This is a genomic window from Enterobacter sp. MGH 33 (assembly GCF_000534535.1).
Lineage (GTDB): Bacteria > Pseudomonadota > Gammaproteobacteria > Enterobacterales > Enterobacteriaceae > Enterobacter > Enterobacter hormaechei_C.
Genome location: NZ_KI973212.1, coordinates 4,096,032 through 4,117,159 on the forward strand (window position 1 = coordinate 4,096,032; position 21,128 = coordinate 4,117,159).

General features: G+C 54.0%; 23 protein-coding genes. 12 read left to right on the plus strand and 11 right to left on the minus strand.

All coding sequences use genetic code 11. From position 1 onward, the window contains the following. Positions 1–35 precede the first annotated feature (35 nt). Positions 36–872, minus strand: coding sequence for a 5-dehydro-4-deoxy-D-glucuronate isomerase (kduI, locus tag L379_RS05020; protein ID WP_032654870.1), 837 nt, complete (start codon positions 870–872; stop codon positions 36–38). Between the two features lie 300 nt (positions 873–1,172). Between kduI and L379_RS05015 the strand changes: the two genes are divergently transcribed. Beyond that, on the plus strand, positions 1,173–2,348 hold the full coding sequence (locus L379_RS05015; protein WP_032654871.1) for an oligogalacturonate lyase family protein: 1,176 nt from the start codon (positions 1,173–1,175) through the stop codon (positions 2,346–2,348). Positions 2,349–2,501: 153 nt separating this feature from the next. Here L379_RS05015 and L379_RS05010 read toward each other — a convergent pair whose 3' ends face one another. From L379_RS05010 to L379_RS05000, 3 genes are all read right to left on the minus strand, one after another. Beyond that, positions 2,502–3,185, minus strand: coding sequence for an oligogalacturonate-specific porin KdgM family protein (locus tag L379_RS05010; protein WP_003862842.1), 684 nt, complete (start codon positions 3,183–3,185; stop codon positions 2,502–2,504). Between the two features lie 317 nt (positions 3,186–3,502). After that, complete coding sequence (locus L379_RS05005) at positions 3,503–4,681, minus strand: acetyl-CoA C-acetyltransferase (protein WP_017692722.1); 1,179 nt, start codon at positions 4,679–4,681, stop codon at positions 3,503–3,505. Positions 4,682–4,773: 92 nt separating this feature from the next. Then, entirely contained in the window at positions 4,774–5,640 is an 867-nt protein-coding gene (locus L379_RS05000) for a LysR family transcriptional regulator (protein WP_015571771.1), read from the minus strand. 101 nt (positions 5,641–5,741) lie between these two features. Here L379_RS05000 and L379_RS04995 point away from each other — a divergent pair, with 101 nt between their 5' ends. Continuing rightward, positions 5,742–6,206: a multidrug/biocide efflux PACE transporter gene (locus L379_RS04995; RefSeq protein WP_022651793.1), complete on the plus strand. Its 465-nt coding sequence runs from the start codon at positions 5,742–5,744 to the stop codon at positions 6,204–6,206. A gap of 116 nt (positions 6,207–6,322) precedes the next feature. Then, positions 6,323–7,552, plus strand: coding sequence for an amino acid permease (locus L379_RS04990; RefSeq protein WP_032654873.1), 1,230 nt, complete (start codon positions 6,323–6,325; stop codon positions 7,550–7,552). 33 nt (positions 7,553–7,585) lie between these two features. Here the strand turns inward: L379_RS04990 and L379_RS04985 are convergent, their stop codons facing one another. Beyond that, positions 7,586–7,858 (minus strand): GNAT family N-acetyltransferase, encoded by a 273-nt coding sequence (locus L379_RS04985; RefSeq protein WP_032654874.1) that lies wholly within the window; start codon positions 7,856–7,858, stop codon positions 7,586–7,588. A 10-nt stretch (positions 7,859–7,868) separates the two neighbouring features. Next, on the minus strand, positions 7,869–8,099 hold the full coding sequence (yjdI, locus tag L379_RS04980; RefSeq protein ID WP_015571774.1) for a 4Fe-4S mono-cluster protein YjdI: 231 nt from the start codon (positions 8,097–8,099) through the stop codon (positions 7,869–7,871). A gap of 453 nt (positions 8,100–8,552) precedes the next feature. Between yjdI and L379_RS04975 the strand changes: the two genes are divergently transcribed. The 7 genes from L379_RS04975 (at position 8,553) to L379_RS04945 (ending at position 14,905) form a co-directional block, all read left to right on the plus strand. Continuing rightward, on the plus strand, positions 8,553–8,741 hold the full coding sequence (locus L379_RS04975) for a con-10 family general stress protein (protein ID WP_015571775.1): 189 nt from the start codon (positions 8,553–8,555) through the stop codon (positions 8,739–8,741). Positions 8,742–8,831: 90 nt separating this feature from the next. Continuing rightward, positions 8,832–9,329 carry a YciE/YciF ferroxidase family protein gene (locus tag L379_RS04970; RefSeq protein ID WP_003862851.1) on the plus strand — a complete coding sequence of 166 codons (498 nt, stop codon included), beginning with the start codon at positions 8,832–8,834 and terminating at the stop codon, positions 9,327–9,329. Between the two features lie 61 nt (positions 9,330–9,390). Continuing rightward, positions 9,391–9,897, plus strand: a complete 507-nt coding sequence (locus L379_RS04965) for a ferritin-like domain-containing protein (protein WP_017382870.1) — start codon at positions 9,391–9,393, stop codon at positions 9,895–9,897. A 17-nt stretch (positions 9,898–9,914) separates the two neighbouring features. After that, positions 9,915–10,787 carry a manganese catalase family protein gene (locus L379_RS04960; protein ID WP_015571777.1) on the plus strand — a complete coding sequence of 291 codons (873 nt, stop codon included), beginning with the start codon at positions 9,915–9,917 and terminating at the stop codon, positions 10,785–10,787. A 70-nt stretch (positions 10,788–10,857) separates the two neighbouring features. Beyond that, positions 10,858–12,261 (plus strand): cytochrome ubiquinol oxidase subunit I, encoded by a 1,404-nt coding sequence (locus L379_RS04955; RefSeq protein ID WP_017382872.1) that lies wholly within the window; start codon positions 10,858–10,860, stop codon positions 12,259–12,261. Then, on the plus strand, positions 12,261–13,271 hold the full coding sequence (cydB, locus tag L379_RS04950) for a cytochrome d ubiquinol oxidase subunit II (protein ID WP_015571779.1): 1,011 nt from the start codon (positions 12,261–12,263) through the stop codon (positions 13,269–13,271). Before L379_RS04955 ends, cydB begins: the two co-directional genes overlap by 1 nt. Before the next feature lie 8 nt (positions 13,272–13,279). Beyond that, the gene (locus L379_RS04945) at positions 13,280–14,905 is read left to right on the plus strand and encodes an alpha-amylase family protein (protein WP_032654877.1); all 1,626 of its coding nucleotides are present in this window, start codon (positions 13,280–13,282) and stop codon (positions 14,903–14,905) included. Here L379_RS04945 and L379_RS04940 read toward each other — a convergent pair whose 3' ends face one another. The 4 genes from L379_RS04940 to L379_RS04925 are packed head-to-tail and all read right to left on the minus strand — an operon-like array spanning position 14,906 to position 17,398. After that, positions 14,906–15,892 (minus strand): SDR family oxidoreductase, encoded by a 987-nt coding sequence (locus L379_RS04940; protein ID WP_032654879.1) that lies wholly within the window; start codon positions 15,890–15,892, stop codon positions 14,906–14,908. A gap of 16 nt (positions 15,893–15,908) precedes the next feature. Beyond that, the gene (locus L379_RS04935) at positions 15,909–16,427 is read right to left on the minus strand and encodes a 2-oxo-tetronate isomerase (RefSeq protein WP_017382875.1); all 519 of its coding nucleotides are present in this window, start codon (positions 16,425–16,427) and stop codon (positions 15,909–15,911) included. Between the two features lie 11 nt (positions 16,428–16,438). Next, on the minus strand, positions 16,439–16,885 hold the full coding sequence (locus L379_RS04930; RefSeq protein WP_006811854.1) for a DUF421 domain-containing protein: 447 nt from the start codon (positions 16,883–16,885) through the stop codon (positions 16,439–16,441). Positions 16,886–16,894: 9 nt separating this feature from the next. Next, entirely contained in the window at positions 16,895–17,398 is a 504-nt protein-coding gene (locus tag L379_RS04925) for a hypothetical protein (protein WP_032654881.1), read from the minus strand. Between the two features lie 139 nt (positions 17,399–17,537). Here L379_RS04925 and L379_RS04920 point away from each other — a divergent pair, with 139 nt between their 5' ends. After that, entirely contained in the window at positions 17,538–17,927 is a 390-nt protein-coding gene (locus tag L379_RS04920; RefSeq protein WP_032649404.1) for a YdeI family stress tolerance OB fold protein, read from the plus strand. A 61-nt stretch (positions 17,928–17,988) separates the two neighbouring features. Continuing rightward, positions 17,989–18,873: an SDR family oxidoreductase gene (locus tag L379_RS04915; protein ID WP_023295372.1), complete on the plus strand. Its 885-nt coding sequence runs from the start codon at positions 17,989–17,991 to the stop codon at positions 18,871–18,873. A gap of 102 nt (positions 18,874–18,975) precedes the next feature. Here L379_RS04915 and L379_RS04910 read toward each other — a convergent pair whose 3' ends face one another. Beyond that, positions 18,976–20,958: an alkyl/aryl-sulfatase gene (locus L379_RS04910; RefSeq protein WP_032654884.1), complete on the minus strand. Its 1,983-nt coding sequence runs from the start codon at positions 20,956–20,958 to the stop codon at positions 18,976–18,978. Between the last annotated feature and the right edge of the window lie 170 nt (positions 20,959–21,128).

A 21,128-nucleotide genomic window follows, 5' to 3' on the forward strand; every position in this document is an offset into this window, starting at 1 on the left:
CAGCAACAGGCAGATATATACTTAACTGCCTGCGACTAGCGCAGATCCTTAACAGCGACGTGGTCCATGTCATCGAAGACCTGGTTTTCACCGACCATACCCCAGATAAAGGTATAGGCTTTCGTTCCCACGCCAGAGTGGATGGACCAGCTCGGCGAAATGACCGCCTGCTCGTTGTGCATAACGATATGGCGCGTCTCCTGCGGCTGTCCCATCATGTGGAACACGCAGGCGTCTTCATCCATGTTGAAATAGAAGTAGACCTCCATGCGGCGCTCGTGGGTATGGCACGGCATGGTGTTCCACAGGTTGCCCGGCGCAAGCTCGGTCAGCCCCATGCTGAGCTGACAGGTTTCCAGCACATCCGGAACAAAGTATTTGTTGATGGTGCGACGGTTGCTGGTGTGGTTATCGCCAAGGGTCACCGGGGCAACATCCGCTGGCGTGACTTTTTTGGTGGGGTAAGTCGTATGAGCCGGGGCGCAGTTGTAGTAAAACTTCGCCGGTTTGCTGCCATCAATGCTGGCGAACACCACTTCTTTCGCCCCTTTGCCGACGTACAGCGCGTCGCGGTGACCAATTTCGTAGCACTGGCCATCAACGGTAATGGTGCCCGGCCCGCCGATGTTAATCACGCCCAGTTCACGGCGTTCGAGGAAGTAGCTCACGCCCAGCTGTTTGCCCACTTCACCGCCCACGGAGACGGTTTTCGCCACCGGCATAATCCCGCCCACAATAATGCGGTCAATATGGCTGTAGACCATGGTGTACTTGTCGGCTTCGAACACTTGCTCAACTAAAAACTCACTGCGCAGCCCCTGAGTATCCAGCGTTTTAGCGTGCGCACTGTGGATGCTTTGTCTGACGTCCACGTAAACCTCCAGAATTGATCGTGCCCGAAGGCAAAGATAAATAACGAAACAACGTTCCGTTTTCGTGATGAACACATATTATCCCCTGACCACGGGGTTTTCAATTGCATTTAAAACAACGTTTCATTTTTCCTGCTTGTTTATGCCAGAAATGGTGTTTCGATCACGATAAATCTTTAAGACCCTCAATCTGGTTAATGAAACTGAGAAAGTGCGCTGTCAGTCACACATAATGAAACAACGTTTTGATAATTTATCACCTAGTTTTCAACCTACATTACGCGTTCAAAGGAGTGCATTATGGCTAAAGGTATGCGGGTCAAGCTGAACTATGAGGTCAGCCGCGATCCGGATACAGGCGTGGAAGTCACCCGCCTGACCCCACCGGAAGTAACCTGTCATCGCAACTACTTTTACCAGAAGTGCTTCTTTAACGATGGCAGCCACCTGCTGTTCGCCGGGGAGTTCGACGGTCACTGGAACTATTACCTGTTGGATCTGAAAAACGCCGAAGCGGTACAGTTGACCGAAGGCGCGGGCGATAACACCTTTGGCGGGTTCCTCTCTCCGGACGATAAATCCCTCTACTATGTGAAGAACGATCGCACCCTGCTGGAGGTGGATTTACAGACGCTGGCAGAGCGCGAAGTGTACCGCGTCCCGGAAGAGTGGGTCGGCTACGGCACCTGGGTCGCGAACAGCGACTGCACCAAACTGGTGGGTATTGAGATTGCCAGACGTGACTGGACGCCACTCAACGACTGGAAAATTTTCCACGACTTCTTCCACAAAGGGCCGCACTGCCGCCTGCTGCGCGTTGATCTGAAAACGGGTGAAAGCACCACCATTCATGACGAGAAGATCTGGCTGGGACATCCGATTTATCGCCCGTTAGATGACAATACCGTGGCCTTTTGTCATGAAGGGCCGCACGACCTGGTCGACGCCCGCATGTGGCTGGTGAACGAAGATGGCAGCAACGTGCGGAAAGTGAAAACGCACGCGGAAGGTGAAAGCTGTACACATGAATTTTGGGTGCCGGACGGGTCCGCGCTGATCTACGTTTCTTACCTGAAAGGTCAGCAAGGGCGCACCATCTCCCGCTTCAACCCGGACACCGGCGTGAATGAAGCGGTAATGAATATGCCCGCCTGTTCGCACCTGATGAGCAACGTCGACGGCACCCTGCTGGTTGGCGACGGCTCCGGTACGCCTGTCGATGTGAAAGACACCGGCGGCTACACCATTGATAACGATCCTTATCTGTATGCCTTTGACGTGACGAAGAAAGCCTGTTACCGCATCGCCCGTCATGACACCTCATGGGCTACGGTGGCGAACAGCCGCCAGGTAACCCACCCGCATCCGTCCTTCACGCCGGACGAAAAAGCGGTGCTGTACAGTTCCGATAAAGACGGCAAACCGGCCCTCTATATCGCGAAACTCCCCGAGCAACCTGAAATGTTGCATGTCTGATTTGAGTTAGTGTTTCTGTAACTGGCCTTGCCCTCCGATTCGGAGGGCTTTTTTTTGAGTGATTACGCGACATACGAAACGACGGAGTGGAAGGAAGGTGTAGGCCGGGTAAGCGAAGCGCCACCCGGCGGTTTTAGCGAAGAAGATAAATTATCAGAAGGAGTACGCCACGCCTAAACGGAACCGGGTCTGGCGTTCGTCCGTGTCTTTAACCCCCACGTTGCCCACCTCCACATACGGCGCCCAGTTTTTATCCCATTTGTAGGCCAGCTTGGCGTTATATTCGTTGGAATAATCTTTATTGTTATTTCGGGCCACGCCTTCAGAACTTTTCGCGTAAACATAGTTCAGCTCGGTACGCCAGTCACCTAATACCCAACCGACCCACGCATCGCCACGGTTAACTTTATCATCGTCCTTATTTGAGCTTGACGGGTAGCGGGTATATTCGTAACGGTAACGCGCAGCCACGTAGAAGCCATTATCGAAGCTATATTGCACATGCAGATTCGGTTTATAAATGGTGCGACTGTCTGTGCTTTCAATCGTAAACGCAGGGGTCAGGGCGATATTGTCTGTCGCTTTCCAGCGCCAGCTAATCTGATCTTCGTGACCGTTCCCCACTACATCCGCGAATGGCTGATCTGCCTTGTCCCCGCCTGATTTCCACTTCGCCTCGACTGAAAAACCAAAGCCATTATCAAAGCGGTGCGAGACGGCAACACGGTCGGCATTCGAGCCGCTGTCAATATATTCGTGACGCAGATCGACGGTAACGGCGCTAGCCGCAAAAGAGGCACTAATAAGGGAAGCAAGGAGCAGAGATTTCTTAAACATGAAAAAACCCTCAATTAAAATAACGTTTCGTTTTTATGAAACTTGAGTTTATTTTTTATGCACCGTTATTTTAGTGACAAGGATCGAAATTATTTGTTTCATTTTTTTTGGCAAAGATTGACGTGAACCCCATCAACAAAAAAAGGGTATTAACTGTAAATTTCAGGCGTGAGATCACATTAAGCACTTCACAAAGCCAATAATTAACCGCGCAATAATTATTGCGGGCTTCAGAAAGAACGCATAAGTGTTAAAAAAGGATTCTGCGGACACAAAAAAACCTCCCGTGGGAGGTTTTCTGTGCGCAGAGGGAGAAATTACCGTTCGATAGCCAGGGCCACCCCCTGCCCCCCGCCAATACAGAGCGTTGCGATCCCTTTTCGGGCGTTACGCTTTTTCATTTCGTGGACCAGCGACACCAGAATGCGGCAGCCGGAGGCGCCAATGGGATGGCCCAGCGCGATGGCTCCGCCGTTGACGTTGACCCGCAGCGGATCCCATTCCAGCATTTTCCCGACCGAGATCGCCTGTGCAGCAAAAGCTTCGTTGACCTCAATCAGATCCACATCGTTCAACTCCCAGCCCGCCCGCTCCAGGCAGCGGCGCGTGGCATAGACCGGGGCGATCCCCATTAACGCGGGATCAACGCCCACGCTGGCAAACGCTTTGATCCGCGCCAGCACCGGCAGCGCCAGCTCCTGGGCTTTGCTTTCACTCATCATCATCACCGCCGCCGCACCGTCGTTAATGGATGAGGCGTTGCCTGCCGTTACGGAACCGAGCGTTTCAAAGGCCGGATCGAGTTTTGCCAGCCCTTCTGCGCTGGCATCGGTGCGCGGCTGCTCGTCGGTATCGACGATGAGCGCTTCACCGTTCTGGCGCTGGGTACTGACCGGGACAATTTCATCGCGAAAACGCCCGGAGTCGATCGCTGCACGCGCTTTTTGCTGTGAGCTGAGGGCATATGCATCCTGAAGCTCGCGGCTGATACCGTATTCCCGCGCCAGGTTTTCCGCCGTTACGCCCATATGGTAGTCGTTGAAGGCGTCCCACAGCCCGTCGTGAACCAGGCTGTCAAGCAGCTGACTATTCCCGAGCTGCGCGCCGGTCCGGCTGTCGGTCAGGACATGCGGGGCGCGGCTCATATTCTCCTGCCCGCCAGCAATGACCACGTCCGCTTCACCGCACTGGATGGCCTGCGTCGCAAGATGGAGCGCTTTCAAACCTGAACCACAGACGTCGTTAATGGTAATTGCCGAAACGGTATTAGGCAGGCCGCCCTTCAGCGCCGCCTGGCGCGCAGGGTTTTGTCCCGCGCCAGCGGTCAGCACCTGGCCCAGGATCACCTCATCAATTTCATGTGCGGCAACCCCGCTGCGTTCCACCAGCGCTCTTACCACCACGCTGCCAAGATCAACCGCAGAGTGACGCGCAAGCGCTCCCTGAAAACAGCCGATAGCCGTACGTAACGCACCCACTATAACGACATCTTTCATCACGACCTCTGTGCAAAATGACATGACGATAGTAGAGGATTGTTATCAACAATTGACGCAAATGTTTAAAATTAGTGAGTTTAGTCACAGGATTATCGTGCGTCCTGTAAGTACTGGCGCAGCCAGCTTCCGGCGACGCCGGGCGGGGTTCGTTTGTTCCATACCAGATCGATGGCAATCGACCTCGGCCAGCCCGGCACGTTCAGCTGCACCAGCGATTTCGACGCGGCAAATTCGTCGACCAGCGCGCAGGGTAACGCGCACCAGCCAAAGCCCTGTACCGCCATGCTCAGCAGTAACAGGTAATTCGGCGCAGACCAGACCGGCCCGCGCGAAAGGGGCGCTTCCCGTTCAAGATAGGTGCTCAGCCGCAGCTCGCGCCAGCCATGCAGCTCGTCCGCCTGCGTCTCATGTTGCCCTGCCAGAGGATGTCCGGCAGAAACGTAGATGGCCATCCGCGTCTGCATAGGCAGACGGGTCGCGCCAATATCGGTCGGGTAGCTGTCGCGCGCTTCCGTCAGGCCAATTTGCGCCCGCTCCTTTTGCAGCAGATCGATCACGTCCTCCTCTTCTCCAATCAGGCACTCAAATTCCGTGTGCGGAAAACGCTGGTCGAACTGGCTCATCATCTCTTCCAGCACGGCCGGGTTAAGCGTATCGGAGAGAACAAAGGTAAAACGCGCCTCCGTTTGCGCGGTTAACGATACGGCCAGCTCATCCAGGCGCGCGCTGGCGGCGAGTATCGACTGGACATAGCCCAGCACCTGTTCACCCTGGGCGGTTAATACCGGGTGACGCGCCGAGCGATCGAACAGCTCAAAGCCAAGGTCAGCTTCAAGGTTGGCGATGGAGGTGCTGATGGTGGACTGGCTTTTACGCAGCCGCCGTGCCGCAGCAGAAAACGAACCTGCGGCGACAGTTTCAACAAACGCGGTCAGTGCTTCGGGAGAGTAACGCATGATGTATCTACTTTATCGATGGATACCATCTTTTATATATCACCTTAAACGATAAGAATAGGCCGCATCAACGCCCATACTGGCGTCTATATGAGGTAAATATGCAACATCAGGATGCACTCCAACGTAAATTGCCGGAGCGGATCTTCCATGCCGTCTGTTTTGAAGGCATTGCTACGGCGATCCTCGCCCCGACTGCCGCGTGGCTAATGCAGCGCTCGGTGGTTGAAATGGGGGGTCTCACCATTATTCTGGCGACCACGGCAATGCTCTGGAACATTATCTATAACTTTGGCTTCGACCGTTTCTGGCCCGTCCAGCGGGTGAAGCGCACGGCGAAAGTGCGCGCCCTGCATGCCCTGGGTTTTGAATGCGGCTTTATTGTGATTGGCGTAACCATCGTTGCCGCCGTGCTGGGCGTGACGCTGCTACAGGCTTTTACCCTGGAAATTGGTTTCTTTCTGTTCTTCCTGCCGTACACCATGCTCTACAACTGGGCGTACGACACCCTGCGGGAGAAAATCATCAAGCGCCGCCAGCAACGACGCGCCCTGGCAAGCGAATAACCTTCCGGCCGGAGACCTGCTCCGGCCCACCCCCTGCGAAGCAACGGCGACCTCAACGCATAATTATGGTAAATTGCACTCCTTTTTGTTCGTTTTATAGTTGATACGTTGCTCTAATGTCGAAAATTTGGTCAAAAGAAGAGACTCTCTGGAGTTTCGCCCTCTACGGCACTGCCGTGGGCGCAGGAACCCTGTTCTTGCCCATTCAGCTCGGCTCTGCTGGCGCGATTGTCCTGCTGATCACCGCCCTTGTGGCGTATCCCTTAACCTACTGGCCGCATAAAGCGCTGGCGCAATTTATTCTGTCGTCGAAGACGAAAGGCAACGAAGGGATCACCGGTGCCGTTTCGCATTACTACGGCAAAAAGATCGGCAACCTGATCACCACGCTCTATTTTGTGGCCTTCTTTGTGGTAGTTCTGATTTACGCGGTGGCGATAACCAACTCACTCACTGAACAGCTGGCGAAACGGATGACGGTGGATACCGGCATGCGGATGCTGGTGAGCTTTGGCGTAGTGCTGATTTTGAATCTGATCTTCCTGATGGGGCGGCATATCACCATTAAGGTGATGGGTTTCCTTGTCTTTCCGCTGATCGCCTATTTCCTGTTTGTCTCGCTGTATCTGACGGGCAGCTGGCAGCCGTCGCTGCTGACCAGCCAGATGGCCTTCGACCAGCATACGCTGCACCAGGTGTGGATTTCGATCCCGGTGATGGTTTTCGCTTTTAGCCATACTCCGATCATCTCGACCTTCGCCGTGGACCGTCGCGAGAAATACGGTGAAGAGGCGATGGGTAAATGCAAAAAAATCATGAAAGTGGCGTACCTGATCATCTGCCTCAGCGTGCTGTTCTTTGTGTTCAGCTGCCTGCTTTCGATTCCACCGTCGTATATCGTGGCGGCAAAAGAGGAAGGGGTGACGATCCTGTCCGCGCTGTCGATGATGCCTTCCTCCCCGGCATGGCTGGGCATTTCCGGCATTATCGTGGCGATTATTGCGATGTCGAAATCGTTCCTCGGCACCTATTTTGGCGTGATTGAAGGGGCAACGGAAATTGTGAAATCGTCGCTGAATCAGGTGGGTGTGAAGAAAAGCCGCGCCTTTAACCGCGCGATTTCGATTCTCGGCGTGTCGCTGATTACCTTTGCGGTCTGCTGCATCAACCCGAATGCGATCTCAATGATTTATGCCATCAGCGGTCCGCTTATCGCCATGATCCTGTTCATCATGCCGACGCTGTCGACGTACCTGATCCCGTCATTAAAACCGTACCGCTCCTTCGGTAACCTGCTGACGCTGATTGTGGGTGTGCTGTGTGTGTCGGTGATGTTTGTGGGTTGAGTATGCTGCCCGGCGCAATGCCGGGCATCTGTTTTACGCCCGAATATCGTCATACTCCCGCGTATTATCAAACTCATGCTTCGCAAATGGACACAGCGGGATAATTTTACGATTCTCACCGCGCATCTTCTCTACCACCTTCGCCACCAGCTGTTTACCCACACCCTGCCCTTTCAGGCTCGGATCCACATCGGTGTGCTCAATGATGCTCAGATGCTCGCCGGTCGGGACAAAGACGATCTCCGCTACCTGATTGCCTTCGGCGTTGTTGACGTAAAACTTGTTATGGCCTTCAAGAATTTCCATGGTTCCTCGCTTATTTTTGGCGGTACTTCAGCGCACCGCTCGGGCAGGTATCAATTACGCGCATAACCGTTTCTGCATCTACTTCATCCGGCGCGATCCATGGTTTACGCTTCAGATCGAACAGCTTCGCGCTGCCGCGCACGCAGTTGCCCGAGTGTTTGCAGATCCCGGTGTTGAAGTAGACATCGATTTTCTCACCGGTATAGGCCCGGTACCCCGCATCCAGTAGCTCCTGATCCATGACATTGCCTCTGTAATTATTGTGGTGACAAAAGAAGCATACCCTCACCCGATCCGCCTGACCACGTCAAAAACGAGGTTTAGCCACACTCTTTTCAGCGCATGACTTCTTCACGTTCATAGGATTATTCCGAATACAAGAACACCCGTTGCGAAGATATATTTTTGCGCTGTGTCAATTCTTGTAATAATTCACGCCACGTTCACATTAGGATTATTAGCTAAGCGCAATCTTAACCTCCGGATTTATTTTCATCTAACTGATGGATTTCCCATCCGTTTTTAAAACTCGTAACGAAGCGGTATTTCTTCACTCCCTGCAAAATTACCGCAAAACAACCCAGACAAGAAATTTGACTCTTCTCACATAACGACTAATGTTAATTTCTGAACGACAACTGATACGAATTACTTATCGTATCTCCTGACATAAACGCAACATGAGGGTTGATATATGGCAGAGCAACATCGTGGTGGTTCCGGTAATTTCGCTGAAGACCGTGAAAAGGCATCAGAAGCTGGACGTAAAGGCGGCCAGCACAGCGGCGGTAATTTCAAAAACGATCCGCAACGCGCATCTGAAGCGGGTAAGAAAGGGGGACAGAGTAGTCACGGCGGAGGCCGTAAATCTGATAACTCCTGATCTTATTTAAAGCTCTTATAAATATACCGAGAGCATGCTGCGGGCCCGTCGGCTCGCAGTACCTTCCCTTTATTTCACTGGAGCGAAAATATGAATATGAAAACTGTTGAAGATGTATTTATTCACCTGTTATCCGACACCTACAGCGCTGAGAAGCAGCTGACCCGCGCGCTAAGCAAATTAGCTCGCGCCGCATCCAGCGAGAAGCTGAGTGCCGCGTTCACGGCTCACCTCGAAGAGACGCAGGGACAGATCGAACGAATCGATCAAATTATTGAGCAGGAATCCGGTCTCAAACTGAAGCGCATGAAATGCGTTGCGATGGAAGGCTTAATTGAAGAAGCCAACGAAGTTATTGAGAGCACTGAGAAAAATGAAGTGCGTGACGCTGCATTAATTGCCGCAGCTCAGAAAGTTGAACATTACGAAATTGCCAGCTATGGCACCCTGGCCACCCTGGCTGAACAATTAGGCTATAAAAAAGCCGTTAAACTTCTTGCCGAAACGCTGGAAGAAGAAAAAGAAACCGATCTCAAATTAACCGATCTGGCTGTCGGTAATATTAATCAAAAAGCCCAGAAAGGATAATTAATATCTGATGAGCATCAGCACCAAAAATTAACCAGAAAATAAATCACAGGAGTTAATTATGAATCATGTAGAACACTACCATGATTGGCTACGCGATGCCCATGCGATGGAAAAGCAAGCCGAATCCATGCTGGAATCAATGGCCAGCCGTATTGATAATTATCCCGACTTACGTGCACGAATTGAACAACATGTTAATGAAACTAAACACCAAATTACCGTGCTGGAAGAAATTCTCGACCGCAATGATATTTCCCGTTCGGTCATAAAAGATTCCATGAGTAAAATGGCGGCGCTCGGCCAGTCCATTGGCGGCATGTTCCCTTCCGACGAAATTGTTAAAGGCTCTATCAGCGGCTACGTTTTTGAGCAGTTTGAAATTGCCTGCTACACCTCTCTGCTGGCTGCGGCCAAACAAGCGGGCGATACCGCCTCCATTCCAGCCCTTGAATCCATTCTGGAAGAAGAGCGCCAGATGGCAGACTGGCTGCTCCAGCATATTCCACAGACGACGGAACAGTTCCTGCTGCGCTCCGACGCGGACGGCGTTGAAGCTAAAAAATAACGAAATAGGGAGAATGTATGTTTCGACACGTAAAACAGCTGCAATACACGGTACGCGTAGCCGAACCGAATCCGGGCCTGGCCAATCTTCTGCTTGAGCAGTTTGGCGGGCCACAGGGCGAACTTGCCGCGGCATGTCGTTACTTTACGCAAGGATTAAGCGACGACGATCCCGGTCGTAAAGATATGCTGATGGATATCGCGACCGAGGAGTTAAGTCACCTGGAAATTATCGGCACCCTGGTGGGTATGCTCAATAAGGGTGCGAAAGGCGAACTGGCGGAAGGCGTTGAAAATGAAGCGGAACTGTACCGCTCCATGACCGAGAACGGCAACGACAGTCATATCACCTCCCTGCTCTACGGCGGCGGTACTCCGCTTACTAACTCCGCAGGCGTACCGTGGACGGCGGCGTACGTGGATACCATTGGCGAACCGACCGCGGATCTGCGCTCTAACATAGCGGCCGAGGCGCGCGCCAAAATTATCTACGAACGGCTTATTAACGTAACGGACGATCCGGGTGTTAAAGATGCGCTGGCGTTTTTAATGACGCGTGAGGCAGCACACCAGCTCTCGTTTGAGAAGGCACTCCAGTCGATCCGTAACAATTTCCCACCGGGTAAATTGCCGCCAATCGAAGAGTACACCAACAAGTACTACAATATGTCTGAGGGGGGAGAAGTTCGCGGCAGCTGGAACAGCGATAAGCACTTCGACTACGTGGAATCTCCTCAGCCAGCGGTCGATGGCGGTGACGGCGGCGCAAGCGTAACGCTCACTACAGAGCAGGAAACGCTGGTCAAAGCGATGTGCGCACGCACGAAATCCGACCCTAATGCCGATCCGCTTACCGGTGCCGAGCTTGGCGCAGGTAAGAAAAAACCGTAACCGGTTTTGCCAGGCAGCCTGAGGCTGTCTGGCAATGCCTTGTGCGCTATCAGTTCCAGAGGTACGGAGCATGTTCGAGCTTGATGCGTTTCATCTGGCCAGGATACAGTTCGCCTTTACCGTCTCTTTTCATATTCTCTTCCCGGCGATCACCATCGGGCTTGCGAGCTATCTGGTGGTTCTCGAAGGCATGTGGCTTCGCACCAAAAATGATGTCTGGCGCTCGCTATACCATTTCTGGCTGAAAATTTTCGCCGTCAACTTTGGTATGGGCGTGGTTTCCGGGCTGGTCATGGCTTACCAGTTTGGGACTAACTGGAGCGGCTTTTCCCAGTTCGCAGGCAGCATAACCGGCCCTCTGCTCACCTATGAAGTACTAACCGCCTTCTTCCTGGAAGCTGGTTTCTTAGGCGTGATGCTGTTCGGCTGGAACAAGGTCGGCCCCGGCCTGCACTTCTTTGCCACCTGCATGGTGGCGCTGGGCACGCTGATGTCCACTTTCTGGATCCTCGCCTCCAACAGCTGGATGCACACCCCGCAGGGCTTCAGTATTCAGAACGGTCAGGTCATTCCCGAAGACTGGCTGGCCATTATCTTTAACCCCTCATTCCCTTACCGCCTGATCCATATGTCCATCGCCGCCTTCCTGTGCAGCGCCTTGTTTGTGGGCGCGTCCGGGGCATGGCATCTGCTGCGCGGTAACGATACGCCCGCTATTCGCACAATGTTCTCCATGGCCATGTGGATGGCGCTGCTGGTCGCGCCCATTCAGGCCGTGGTTGGGGATATGCACGGCCTGAATACGCTTGAGCACCAGCCTGCCAAAATCGCCGCGATTGAAGGCCACTGGGAAAACCCGCCCGGCGAGGCCACCCCGCTGCTGCTGTTTGGCGTACCGGATATGGAAGAGGAGCGCACCAAATACGGGCTTGAAATTCCCGCGCTCGGCAGCCTGATCCTGACGCACAGCCTGGATAAACAGGTCCCGGCGCTGAAGGATTTCCCGAAAGAGGACCGCCCTAACTCGCTCATCGTCTTCTGGTCCTTCCGCATTATGGTCGGCATGGGGCTGCTGATGATTACCCTTGGCGTGCTGAGCGTCTGGCTGCGCTATCGCCGTCGACTCTATCACTCGCGGCCATTCCACTGGTTTGCCCTCTGTATGGGGCCTGCCGGATTGCTCGCGCTGCTCGCCGGGTGGGTCACCACCGAAGTGGGCCGCCAGCCGTGGGTCGTTTACGGCTATCTGCGCACGATAGATGCGGTGTCTCTGCACAGCACGTTGCAGATGAGCATCAGCCTGCTGGCCTTTATCGTGGTCTACTGTTCGGTGTTTGGCGTGGGTTATGTGTATCTCGCCCGGTTGATTAAGAAAGGTCCGCAGCCTGTGGGCACGCTAACGTCTAATACGTCGGGCACCCCTGCCCGTCCGCTGTCCGCCGCCGAGTCCGTTCCGGAAGAGGAGAAGATCTGATGGGCGTCGATATCCCGGTCATCTGGTTTGCCATTATTGTCTTCGCCACGCTGATGTACATCATCATGGACGGTTTCGATCTCGGTATCGGCATGCTGTTCAGCTTTGTGGGCGATGCCAAAGAGCGCGACGTGATGGTGAACAGCGTCGCCCCGGTCTGGGACGGAAATGAAACCTGGCTGGTTCTCGGCGGTGCAGGGTTGTTCGGCGCGTTTCCGCTGGCCTACGCAGTGATTATCGATGCCCTGACCATCCCGCTGACGGCCATGCTGATCGGGCTTATTTTCCGCGGGGTGGCGTTTGAGTTTCGCTTTAAGGCGACCCCTTCACACCGCAAATTCTGGGACTACTCCTTTGCCGGCGGTTCCCTGCTGGCAACCTTCAGCCAGGGGATCGTGGTTGGCGCGATGATCAACGGCTTTGACGTGGAAGGGCGTCGCTTTGTGGGCTCCTCGCTGGACTGGTTCACCCCGTTTAATCTGTTCTGCGGGCTGGGCTTAATTGTCGCCTATACCCTGCTGGCTACCACGTGGCTGATCATGAAAAGTGAAGGCGCGCTGCAAAACCGGATGCGCGAGCTGACCCGCCACGTGCTGCTGGCGCTGATTGCCGTTATTGCGGTGGTGAGTATCTGGACCCCGCTCGGCTGGCAGTTTGTCGCCGAGCGCTGGTTTACTCTGCCTAACTTCTTCTGGTTCCTGCCAGTTCCGGTTCTGGTCGCGGTATTCAGCCTGTGGATCTGGCGGCTGACGCGCAATCCTGACAGCCATGCCCGTCCGTTCCTGTTAACGCTGGGCCTGATCTTCCTCGGCTTTAGCGGCCTGGGCATCAGCCTGTGGCCACACATTATTCCGCCGCACATCACCCTGTGGGAAGCCGCCGCGCCGCCTGCCAGCCAGCTGTTTATGCTGATTGGTACGCTGTTAATCATCCCGGTGATCCTGGTTTATACCGCCTGGAGCTACTACGTCTTCCGGGGCAAAGTGTCTGATACCGAAGGTTATCATTAAGGATTGCTATGGCAGGCTGGCATACACGCGCCATTATTTACCAGATTGATACCGCCCTGTTTTACGATCTTAACGGCGATGGCTGTGGCGACATCGCCGGAATCACCGCGAAGCTGCGCTACATCCGCCGGATGGGCGCGACGGTTATCTGGATCACCCCGTTTTACCTCACGCCTTTTCTCGATGAAGGCTATGACGTGAGCGACCATTTGCAGGTCGATCCCCGCTTCGGCAAGCTCAACGATATCATCGCCTTTATTGAACAGGCGCGGGAGCTGGGGATGCAGGTCATTATTGAGCTGCTGATCCAGCATACCTCGGATGCGCATCCCTGGTTTCAACAGGCCCGCCGCAACCCCCAGTCACCCTACCGTGACTATTACCTGTGGTCCGACACCGACGACGACGATACGCCGCCGATGTTCCCCGGCGTGGAGAAGAGCATCTGGACATGGGACGATGAGGCGGGGCAATACTACCGGCATATGTTTTATCACCACGAGCCGGATCTCAATCTCGCCTCCCCTGCGGTGCTGAAGGAGGTTGAGAACATCATCATCTTCTGGCTAAAGCTCGGGGTGTCGGGCTTTCGCCTGGATGCGGCATCGCACCTGACAAAACAGGCCGGACGTGGGGATGAAAAACGCGGCCTGTGGATCCTGGAGCATCTGCGCTGTCTTATCGGGCAGCGTAACCCGGACGCGATCCTGCTCGGCGAAGTCGACGTGGAGGTCGAGGCCTACAAAGATTATTTTGGTCAGAACGACCGGCTCAACCTGGTGCTGAATTTCTGGCTCAATAAGTACTTTTACGTCAGCCTGGCAGAGAAGAGCGCACGACCGCTGCGCAACGCGGTGAAGAAGATGATTGTGCCGCCGGACTCCTGCTGCTTCGCCAACTGGCTGCGCAATCATGATGAGCTGGATCTGGAAGGGATAGGAAAAAAAGCGAAGCAGACCGTCATCGATACCTTTGCCCCTGATGAAGAGATGAGTGTGTATCAGCGAGGTATCCGCCGCCGTCTGGCGCCGATGCTTAATGGCGATCGAAAGCGGCTGGCCTTTTGCCATGCGGTCTTGTTTTCGCTACCGGGCGTACCGGTCATGCGCTACGGGGATGAGATTGGTATGGGGGATGATTTGGATCTTGAGGAGCGTTACGCCGTACGCACCCCGATGCAGTGGGCCGGATCGCAAGGCGGCGGTTTCTCAGATGCCGACCCGGAAACTTTTGTCGCCCCGATGATTGACCACGGCCCGTACCGCTATCAAAAAATCAACGTGGCGGATTCGCTGTTGCACCGCAACTCACTCCTACACTGCATTATCGATATCGCCAATACGCGCTCGGAGTTCCCTGAGATCGGCGTCGCGCCGTTTCGTCTTATTAATATCGACAGCGATGCGGTACTGGGGATCTATTACGAAACCGACACGCGCAGCATTCTGACCTTCGTTAACTTCAGCGATAAGCCCGTTAATTTTACCGCCAGAGGGATCCGGCATGCGACCTGGACCGCCTGCCTGGCGGACAAACGCTACGACGACGCGCTGGTGTGCGGTAAAACCGTCGCGCTTAACCTCAGCGGCTATGGCTACCGCTGGTTCTGGACCGATCGTACCGCACTGCGCTGATTATCGTCTCCGCGAGAGCAGCAGACGGGCCACGATCGCGCCCGTGACGGCAAGGGAGCCGAGCAGCACTTTCCCCGGCATGCCGGAGGTGACGCTGGTGGCGCGCTCTTTTGCTTCGTCGGTGAAGTGACCGTGGATTTTATGCAGGTCGTTGACCGGCTGATCCAGATAGTCCTGACGGTCATCCGCATTTAACGTATCGGTCATCTGCCCTTCCCAGGCCTTTTTAACCATCAGCCGATCCAGAAAGCCGGGGAAAAGAAATTGCCCGACAATCGACTGGACGGTGCTGCTGCCCACCCACAGTTCCCGCACCGGTTTCTGCGCCACCTTAAAAATAGCGCTGGCCGCCACTTCCGGCTGAAACACGGGAGGAACCGGGCGCATCGCCCAGGCAAATTTATTCCTCGCCCACTCAAACTGCGGCGTATTGAGGCCCGGCATCTGTACCATTGCGATCTGCACCCGGCTGTTTTCATGCATCAGTTCGGTGCGCACGGCATCGGTAAATCCGCGGATCGCGGCTTTCGCCCCGCAGTAGGCTGACTGCAAGGGAATGGAACGGTAGGCCAGCGCGGAGCCAACCTGAATAATCGTTCCACGATCGCGTGGGGTCATTAACTCCAGCGCGGCGCGGGTGCCGTTAACATAGCCCAGATAGGTCACCTCGGTGACGCGGCGAAACTCCTCAGGCGACATGGTGCGAAACGGCGCCAGCATCCCGCCCATGGCGTTATTCACCCAGACATCGATGGCCCCAAGCCGGTATTCAATCTCGTTAGCAGCCTCGGTCACCGCCTTGCTGTCGGCCACGTCGGCCTGAACGGCACGGGCGTTGATCCCAAAACGGCGCAACTCCTCTTCTGTGGAGCGCAGGCTCTGCTCGTCGCGGGCAATGATGCCCACATCGTAGCCCGCTTTGGCAAAGTGCAGCGCCGTGGCTTTCCCCACGCCCGCCGTACCGCCGGTAATAACGATCACAGCCATAGCCTTTCCCCTTGTTTCAGACGTTATCCCAGCCGGAGAGGATTTCGATCAGTTCAGACAGGGAATAACGCACCGCTTTATCCACCACATCCTGACATTCACCGGAAAACAGCACGGTGCGGGTTTCCGTCTTTCCGCGAATATTCCAGCCGAAGCAGACCGTACCGGCTGCGGTGCCATCGTCTCCGCCTTCCGGTCCCGCATAGCCGCTGATGGCAAGGCCGATATCCGCCTCGGCAATTTCGCGAATTTTAGCGGCCATCTCGGTCACCGTTTGTTCACTGACGGCGGTGAAGCGCTCAATGGTTTCGTGCCGCACGCCGAGGATCCTCTCCTTCGCCGCATCGCTGAACACCACCATGCCAACATCATAAAATTCCGCCGTGTTCTCTTCGGCACAAAGCGCAACCGCGAGATTGCCGCCGGTACAGGACTCTGCGGTGGTTAACCGCAAACCTCTGTCCGTAAGCTGAGTGGCGAGCTTTTTCGTCAGCTCGCTGATGGTGCTGTTGCTGTCGTGAATAAGGTTGCTCATCGCGTTGCCCCTTAATTTTCGTCAGGAATAATAGAAATATGACCATTACGCTCAAGAATAGCGTATTTAATCTCCTTCAATTCTGTAATACCGTGATTCTGGCGGGCTGATACCAATATATCATCACAGGATACATCGACCTTTTTCAGTTTATCGGCAAGGGGAACACCGTTCTCCACCAATATCACCGGCGTGCCATCAAGAATATTCTCAACAGTGGAAAAATATTTTTTCAGCAGGCCAAAAATTATATCCACCACCACCAGCGTTGTTATTGTAATCATCGCGCCGGTGACGGAGAAATCTTCGCCAAGCAGCGCCTGTTGTGTCGCCTCACTGATAATTAAGAGCAAAATAAGGTCAAAACTGGTCATTTGTAGCAGGGCGCGTCGCCCGGCAACTTTAAACACAATGACCAGAAACAGGTAAATTGCCAGGGCACGAAAAACCATGTCCATATTCGACTCCTAGGGGTAAATAAACTGCCAGAAATGGATATCTGGCTCGTTGTTTACGCGGATGCTGTTTGTCCACTTCCCTGCTTTTGACGGCGTGATGAATAACAAAACGGTAAATTTATCGGTCTGTTGTAAACGATCGTAGACGAGAAACAGGGTATTCCCCCGGCTGTACATGCTGTCCGGCTGTGGCCAGACGCTGCCGGGCTCATATGCGTCGCTGCTTTCGCTGGTCATGCTGAGGGTATATTTCCCCTCAGACGTCACCGGAAACGTCAGTGCCATCCGCGATTCGGTCTGGCGGCGACCGAAGCGCTCATAGCTCAGGGTCAGGGATTTTGCTTCGTTTGTTTTCTCCACGTCGCTGACCGCGCCGCTGGAAAACAGGCCGGCAATTGCCGCCACGATAATAGCTAACAGCACAATAAAACCCACCTGACGAAATGCGTACTCAAACGTCAGCAAACGGTTACTCTCTTTTATCCCAGGCACTTTTTCATTTTTTGGTTCCATGGCTGTGGTCACCGTTTCGCTTAATTGCCGAAATTTTTGATTTTTCTGTGCAAATGCTTTTAAGACTTATCACATTTGCCACATAAAGGAATAGCAACAATACTTAATAAGTCAAGACATCCAAAATGAAGGGTATCAGATGAAATTATCAGTGATTTCAGCCTTGTTTATATTAATTATCCCTACCGCATGGGCAGATAATAACGGCGGGTTACAAAAGGGTGATGCGCCGCCACCGCCGCATGCGCTGGACAGCGGTTATCGTGGTACCGATGATGCGCGCATTATGACTATTACTCAGGCGAAAGAGATGCATGATGGTGCCTCTATTTCATTGCGCGGCAATCTTATTGATGGCAATGGCGATAAATACGTATTCCAGGATAAAACCGGGAAAATCGACGTTATTATCCCGAAAGCCGTATTTGACGACAGAACCGTGGAACCTGACAACATGATCAGTATTAGCGGCTCGCTCGATAAAAAATCATCCCCACCCGTAGTGCGGGTCAGCCACTTGCAAAAATAATTCAGCGAAGCGTTAACGCTGTAACTATCCATCAAATCTCACCCCTAACAAGGAGTTAGCTATGAGTGATAATGAACAACGTACGAACGCTTACCCAACGCCACCTTTCCCGGAGCAGCCTCAGACGCCACCGGGCCTGGCCTCAGAGATGGAACCCGTACCCGACCACGGCGAGAAGAGCTACAAAGGGCATGGTCGTCTTGCCGGTAAGAAGGCGCTAATTACCGGGGGCGATTCCGGCATAGGACGCGCGGTAGCCATTGCCTATGCCCGCGAAGGGGCAGATGTCGCGATTAACTATTTGCCGGAAGAGGAAGAAGACGCAGCGGAAGTCATCGCCCTGATTAAAGCGGAAGGACGGAATGCCGTCGCGCTTCCGGGCGATGTGCGGGACGAAACTTTTTGTCAGAGCCTTGTGGAGCAGGCCGTCTCAAAACTGGGCGGGCTGGATATCCTGGTGAATAACGCAGGCCGCCAGCAGTACCGTGAGTCGCTGGAAGAACTGACCACGGAAGATTTTGACGCGACCTTTAAGACCAACGTCTATGCGCCTTTCTGGATCACAAAGGCGGCGTTGCGCCACATGAAAGCCCCCGCCTCCATCATTAACACCTCATCTGTACAGGCGGTGAAACCGAGCGCCGTACTGCTTGACTATGCGCAGACCAAAGCCTGTCTGGCGGTGTTCACCAAAGCGCTGGCGAAACAGCTGGGACCGAAGGGGATCCGCGTGAACGCGGTAGCGCCGGGACCTTACTGGACCGTGCTTCAGCCCAGCGGTGGGCAGCCACAGGAAAAAGTGAAACATTTTGGCGAGAGTACCCCTCTGGGACGCCCGGGACAGCCCGTGGAGATCGCACCGCTGTATGTCACCCTGGCCTCGGATGAGTGTTCATACACCTCCGGGCAGGTGTGGTGTTCAGACGGCGGGGATGGCGTCATCTAGCGCTCAAGGCGCGCAGAGTGTAGGCCGGGTAAGGCGAAGCTGCCACCCGGCAAATTGTTGCAGGCGAAAGCTAAAGGGCTGCGAAAGCAGCCTTTTTTACGTTTAAGGGGTGACGACAGGAAACCAGAAGCTGAAGCTCTCCATGCAGCGCAGCATTTCGTTTACCTTCGCGGCATTGCCGACGATCGTCACCTCTCCTGCCTGTTGCGCCTTTTTCAACGTGGTCTCTTTGAGGATGATTTTATTCAGCGTTTCGCGGCTGAGCGTGATGGTTGCATCCGGATCTTCTGCCTGAGCGTTGGCGCTATGGGTCAGCACGCCATTCTCCAGCTCCAGCTTGTACCTGCCGCCCTCGCGACCCAGATCAACGTTAAAAATCCCTCTGGCATTCGCAGCTCTGACGCCGTTAAGGTGAACGCCGAAGTAGTCAAAAATCATCTCAGTCGACATGGCACGAACCGCATCCGGGCTGGCGGTATTGGGCGTCGGCATCCTCTTCACGCCGTTACGCAACGCCTGCGCACCGGTGAGGTAGGCGTTACGCCAGGGTCCTGACTCGGCCTGGTATCCCAGCTGTTCAACCGCGTCCGCTTCCAGTTCGCGCGCCGCCTTATTATTTGGATCGGCAAAAATGACTTTACTCACTACCTGCGCCACCCAGCGGTAATTTCCCCGGGCATAATCAACCCGAGCTTTTTCAAGGATCGCGCGGGCTCCGCCCATGTAATCGACATATTTTTTCGCTGCCTCGACCGGAGGCAGTTCATTGAGCGTCGCCGGATTTCCGTCGAACCAGCCAAGATAGTAGACATAGGTGGCTTTGACATTGTTGCTTACCGAGCCGTAATAGCCACGGCCTGCCCAGGATTTTGCCAGCCCGTAAGGCAGGGCGAAATTAGCGGCTATCTCATCCCTCGTCAGCCCTTTATTCGCCAGCCTCAGCGTCTGGTCGTTGATATAGCGGTAGATATCACGCTGGCTTTTCATCAGCTTCACCACTTTCTTATTACCCCATGTGGGCCAGTGGTGCTGCGCGATAATAATTTCCGCTTTATCCCCCCAACGATCGAGGGCGTTATTGATGTATTTTGACCATGCCAGCGGATCGTGTATTTTCGCCCCGCGCAGCGAGTAAGTATTGTGCAGGGTGTGAGTGACGTTCTCTGCTGCTTCAATCAGCTTTTTCTCTTCCACATACCAGAGCATTTCAGACGGCGCTTCCGACCCCGGCGCCAGCATAAAATCATAGGTGAGACCGTCGATGATCTCTTTCTGCCCGTCTTCGGTAATGGCGTGAGTGGGCGCGATAAGCGTGACCGTCCCGGCTGAGGTGGTCGTCCCCAGACCCGCCCCTACCTGACCTTTTACATTGGCCTTTAACAGGTTTCCGTAGATATAACTGGCACGGCGGCTCATGGCATTTCCGGCCATGATATTTTCCGATACCGCCTCTTCCATAAAACCTGCTGGAGCATAGACTTTCACTTTGCCGGTTATCACTCCCGCTTCATCGACTACGCCACGCACGCCGCCATAATGATCGACATGACTATGGGTATAAATAACGGCAACAACCGGGCGTTTGCCACGATGTTGAACGTAAAGATCCATGCCCGCTTTGGCCGTTTCCGCAGACACCAGCGGATCGATAACCGTGATCCCCTCTTTGCCCTCTATAATCGTCATATTCGACAGATCGAGGTTACGGATCTGGTAGACGCCTTCCGTGACCTCAAACAGACCGCCAATATTATTCAGCTGCGCCTGACGCCACAGGCTCGGGTTGACGGTATCCGGCGCTTTTTGCCCTTCTTTGATAAAAGCGTATTTCTGGGGGTTCCAGATAACGGCGCCTTTTTCGCCTTTAATCACCGCGGGTGGCAGCGGGGCAATAAAGCCTTTGTGCGCATTTCGGAAATCCGTCTTATCAAAGAAGGGCAGTTGACCATAAAGTGCATCATTCATCTCTTTCGTATGGACAGTGGCTCCCTTCCCTTCCTTTTGTGCCAGGACAGGCAATGAGGTCAACGACACTAATAGCAGACCAGCAACGGCTATCGTACTAACGAGAGTTTTAAATTTCATACTTCCTCGAGGAGTTATATTCACGCTGGCGGTACATGGGGGGAAAGGAGGCTATCACCAGGCTTATCTTTAACCTATGGAAATAACGTTTATAAATAAATTAGTTTATTCTTTCGTCGCTGCGTCCTTAAGGGATAATGCTGAGTCCAGTTATTTCCCCGGAGTGATTC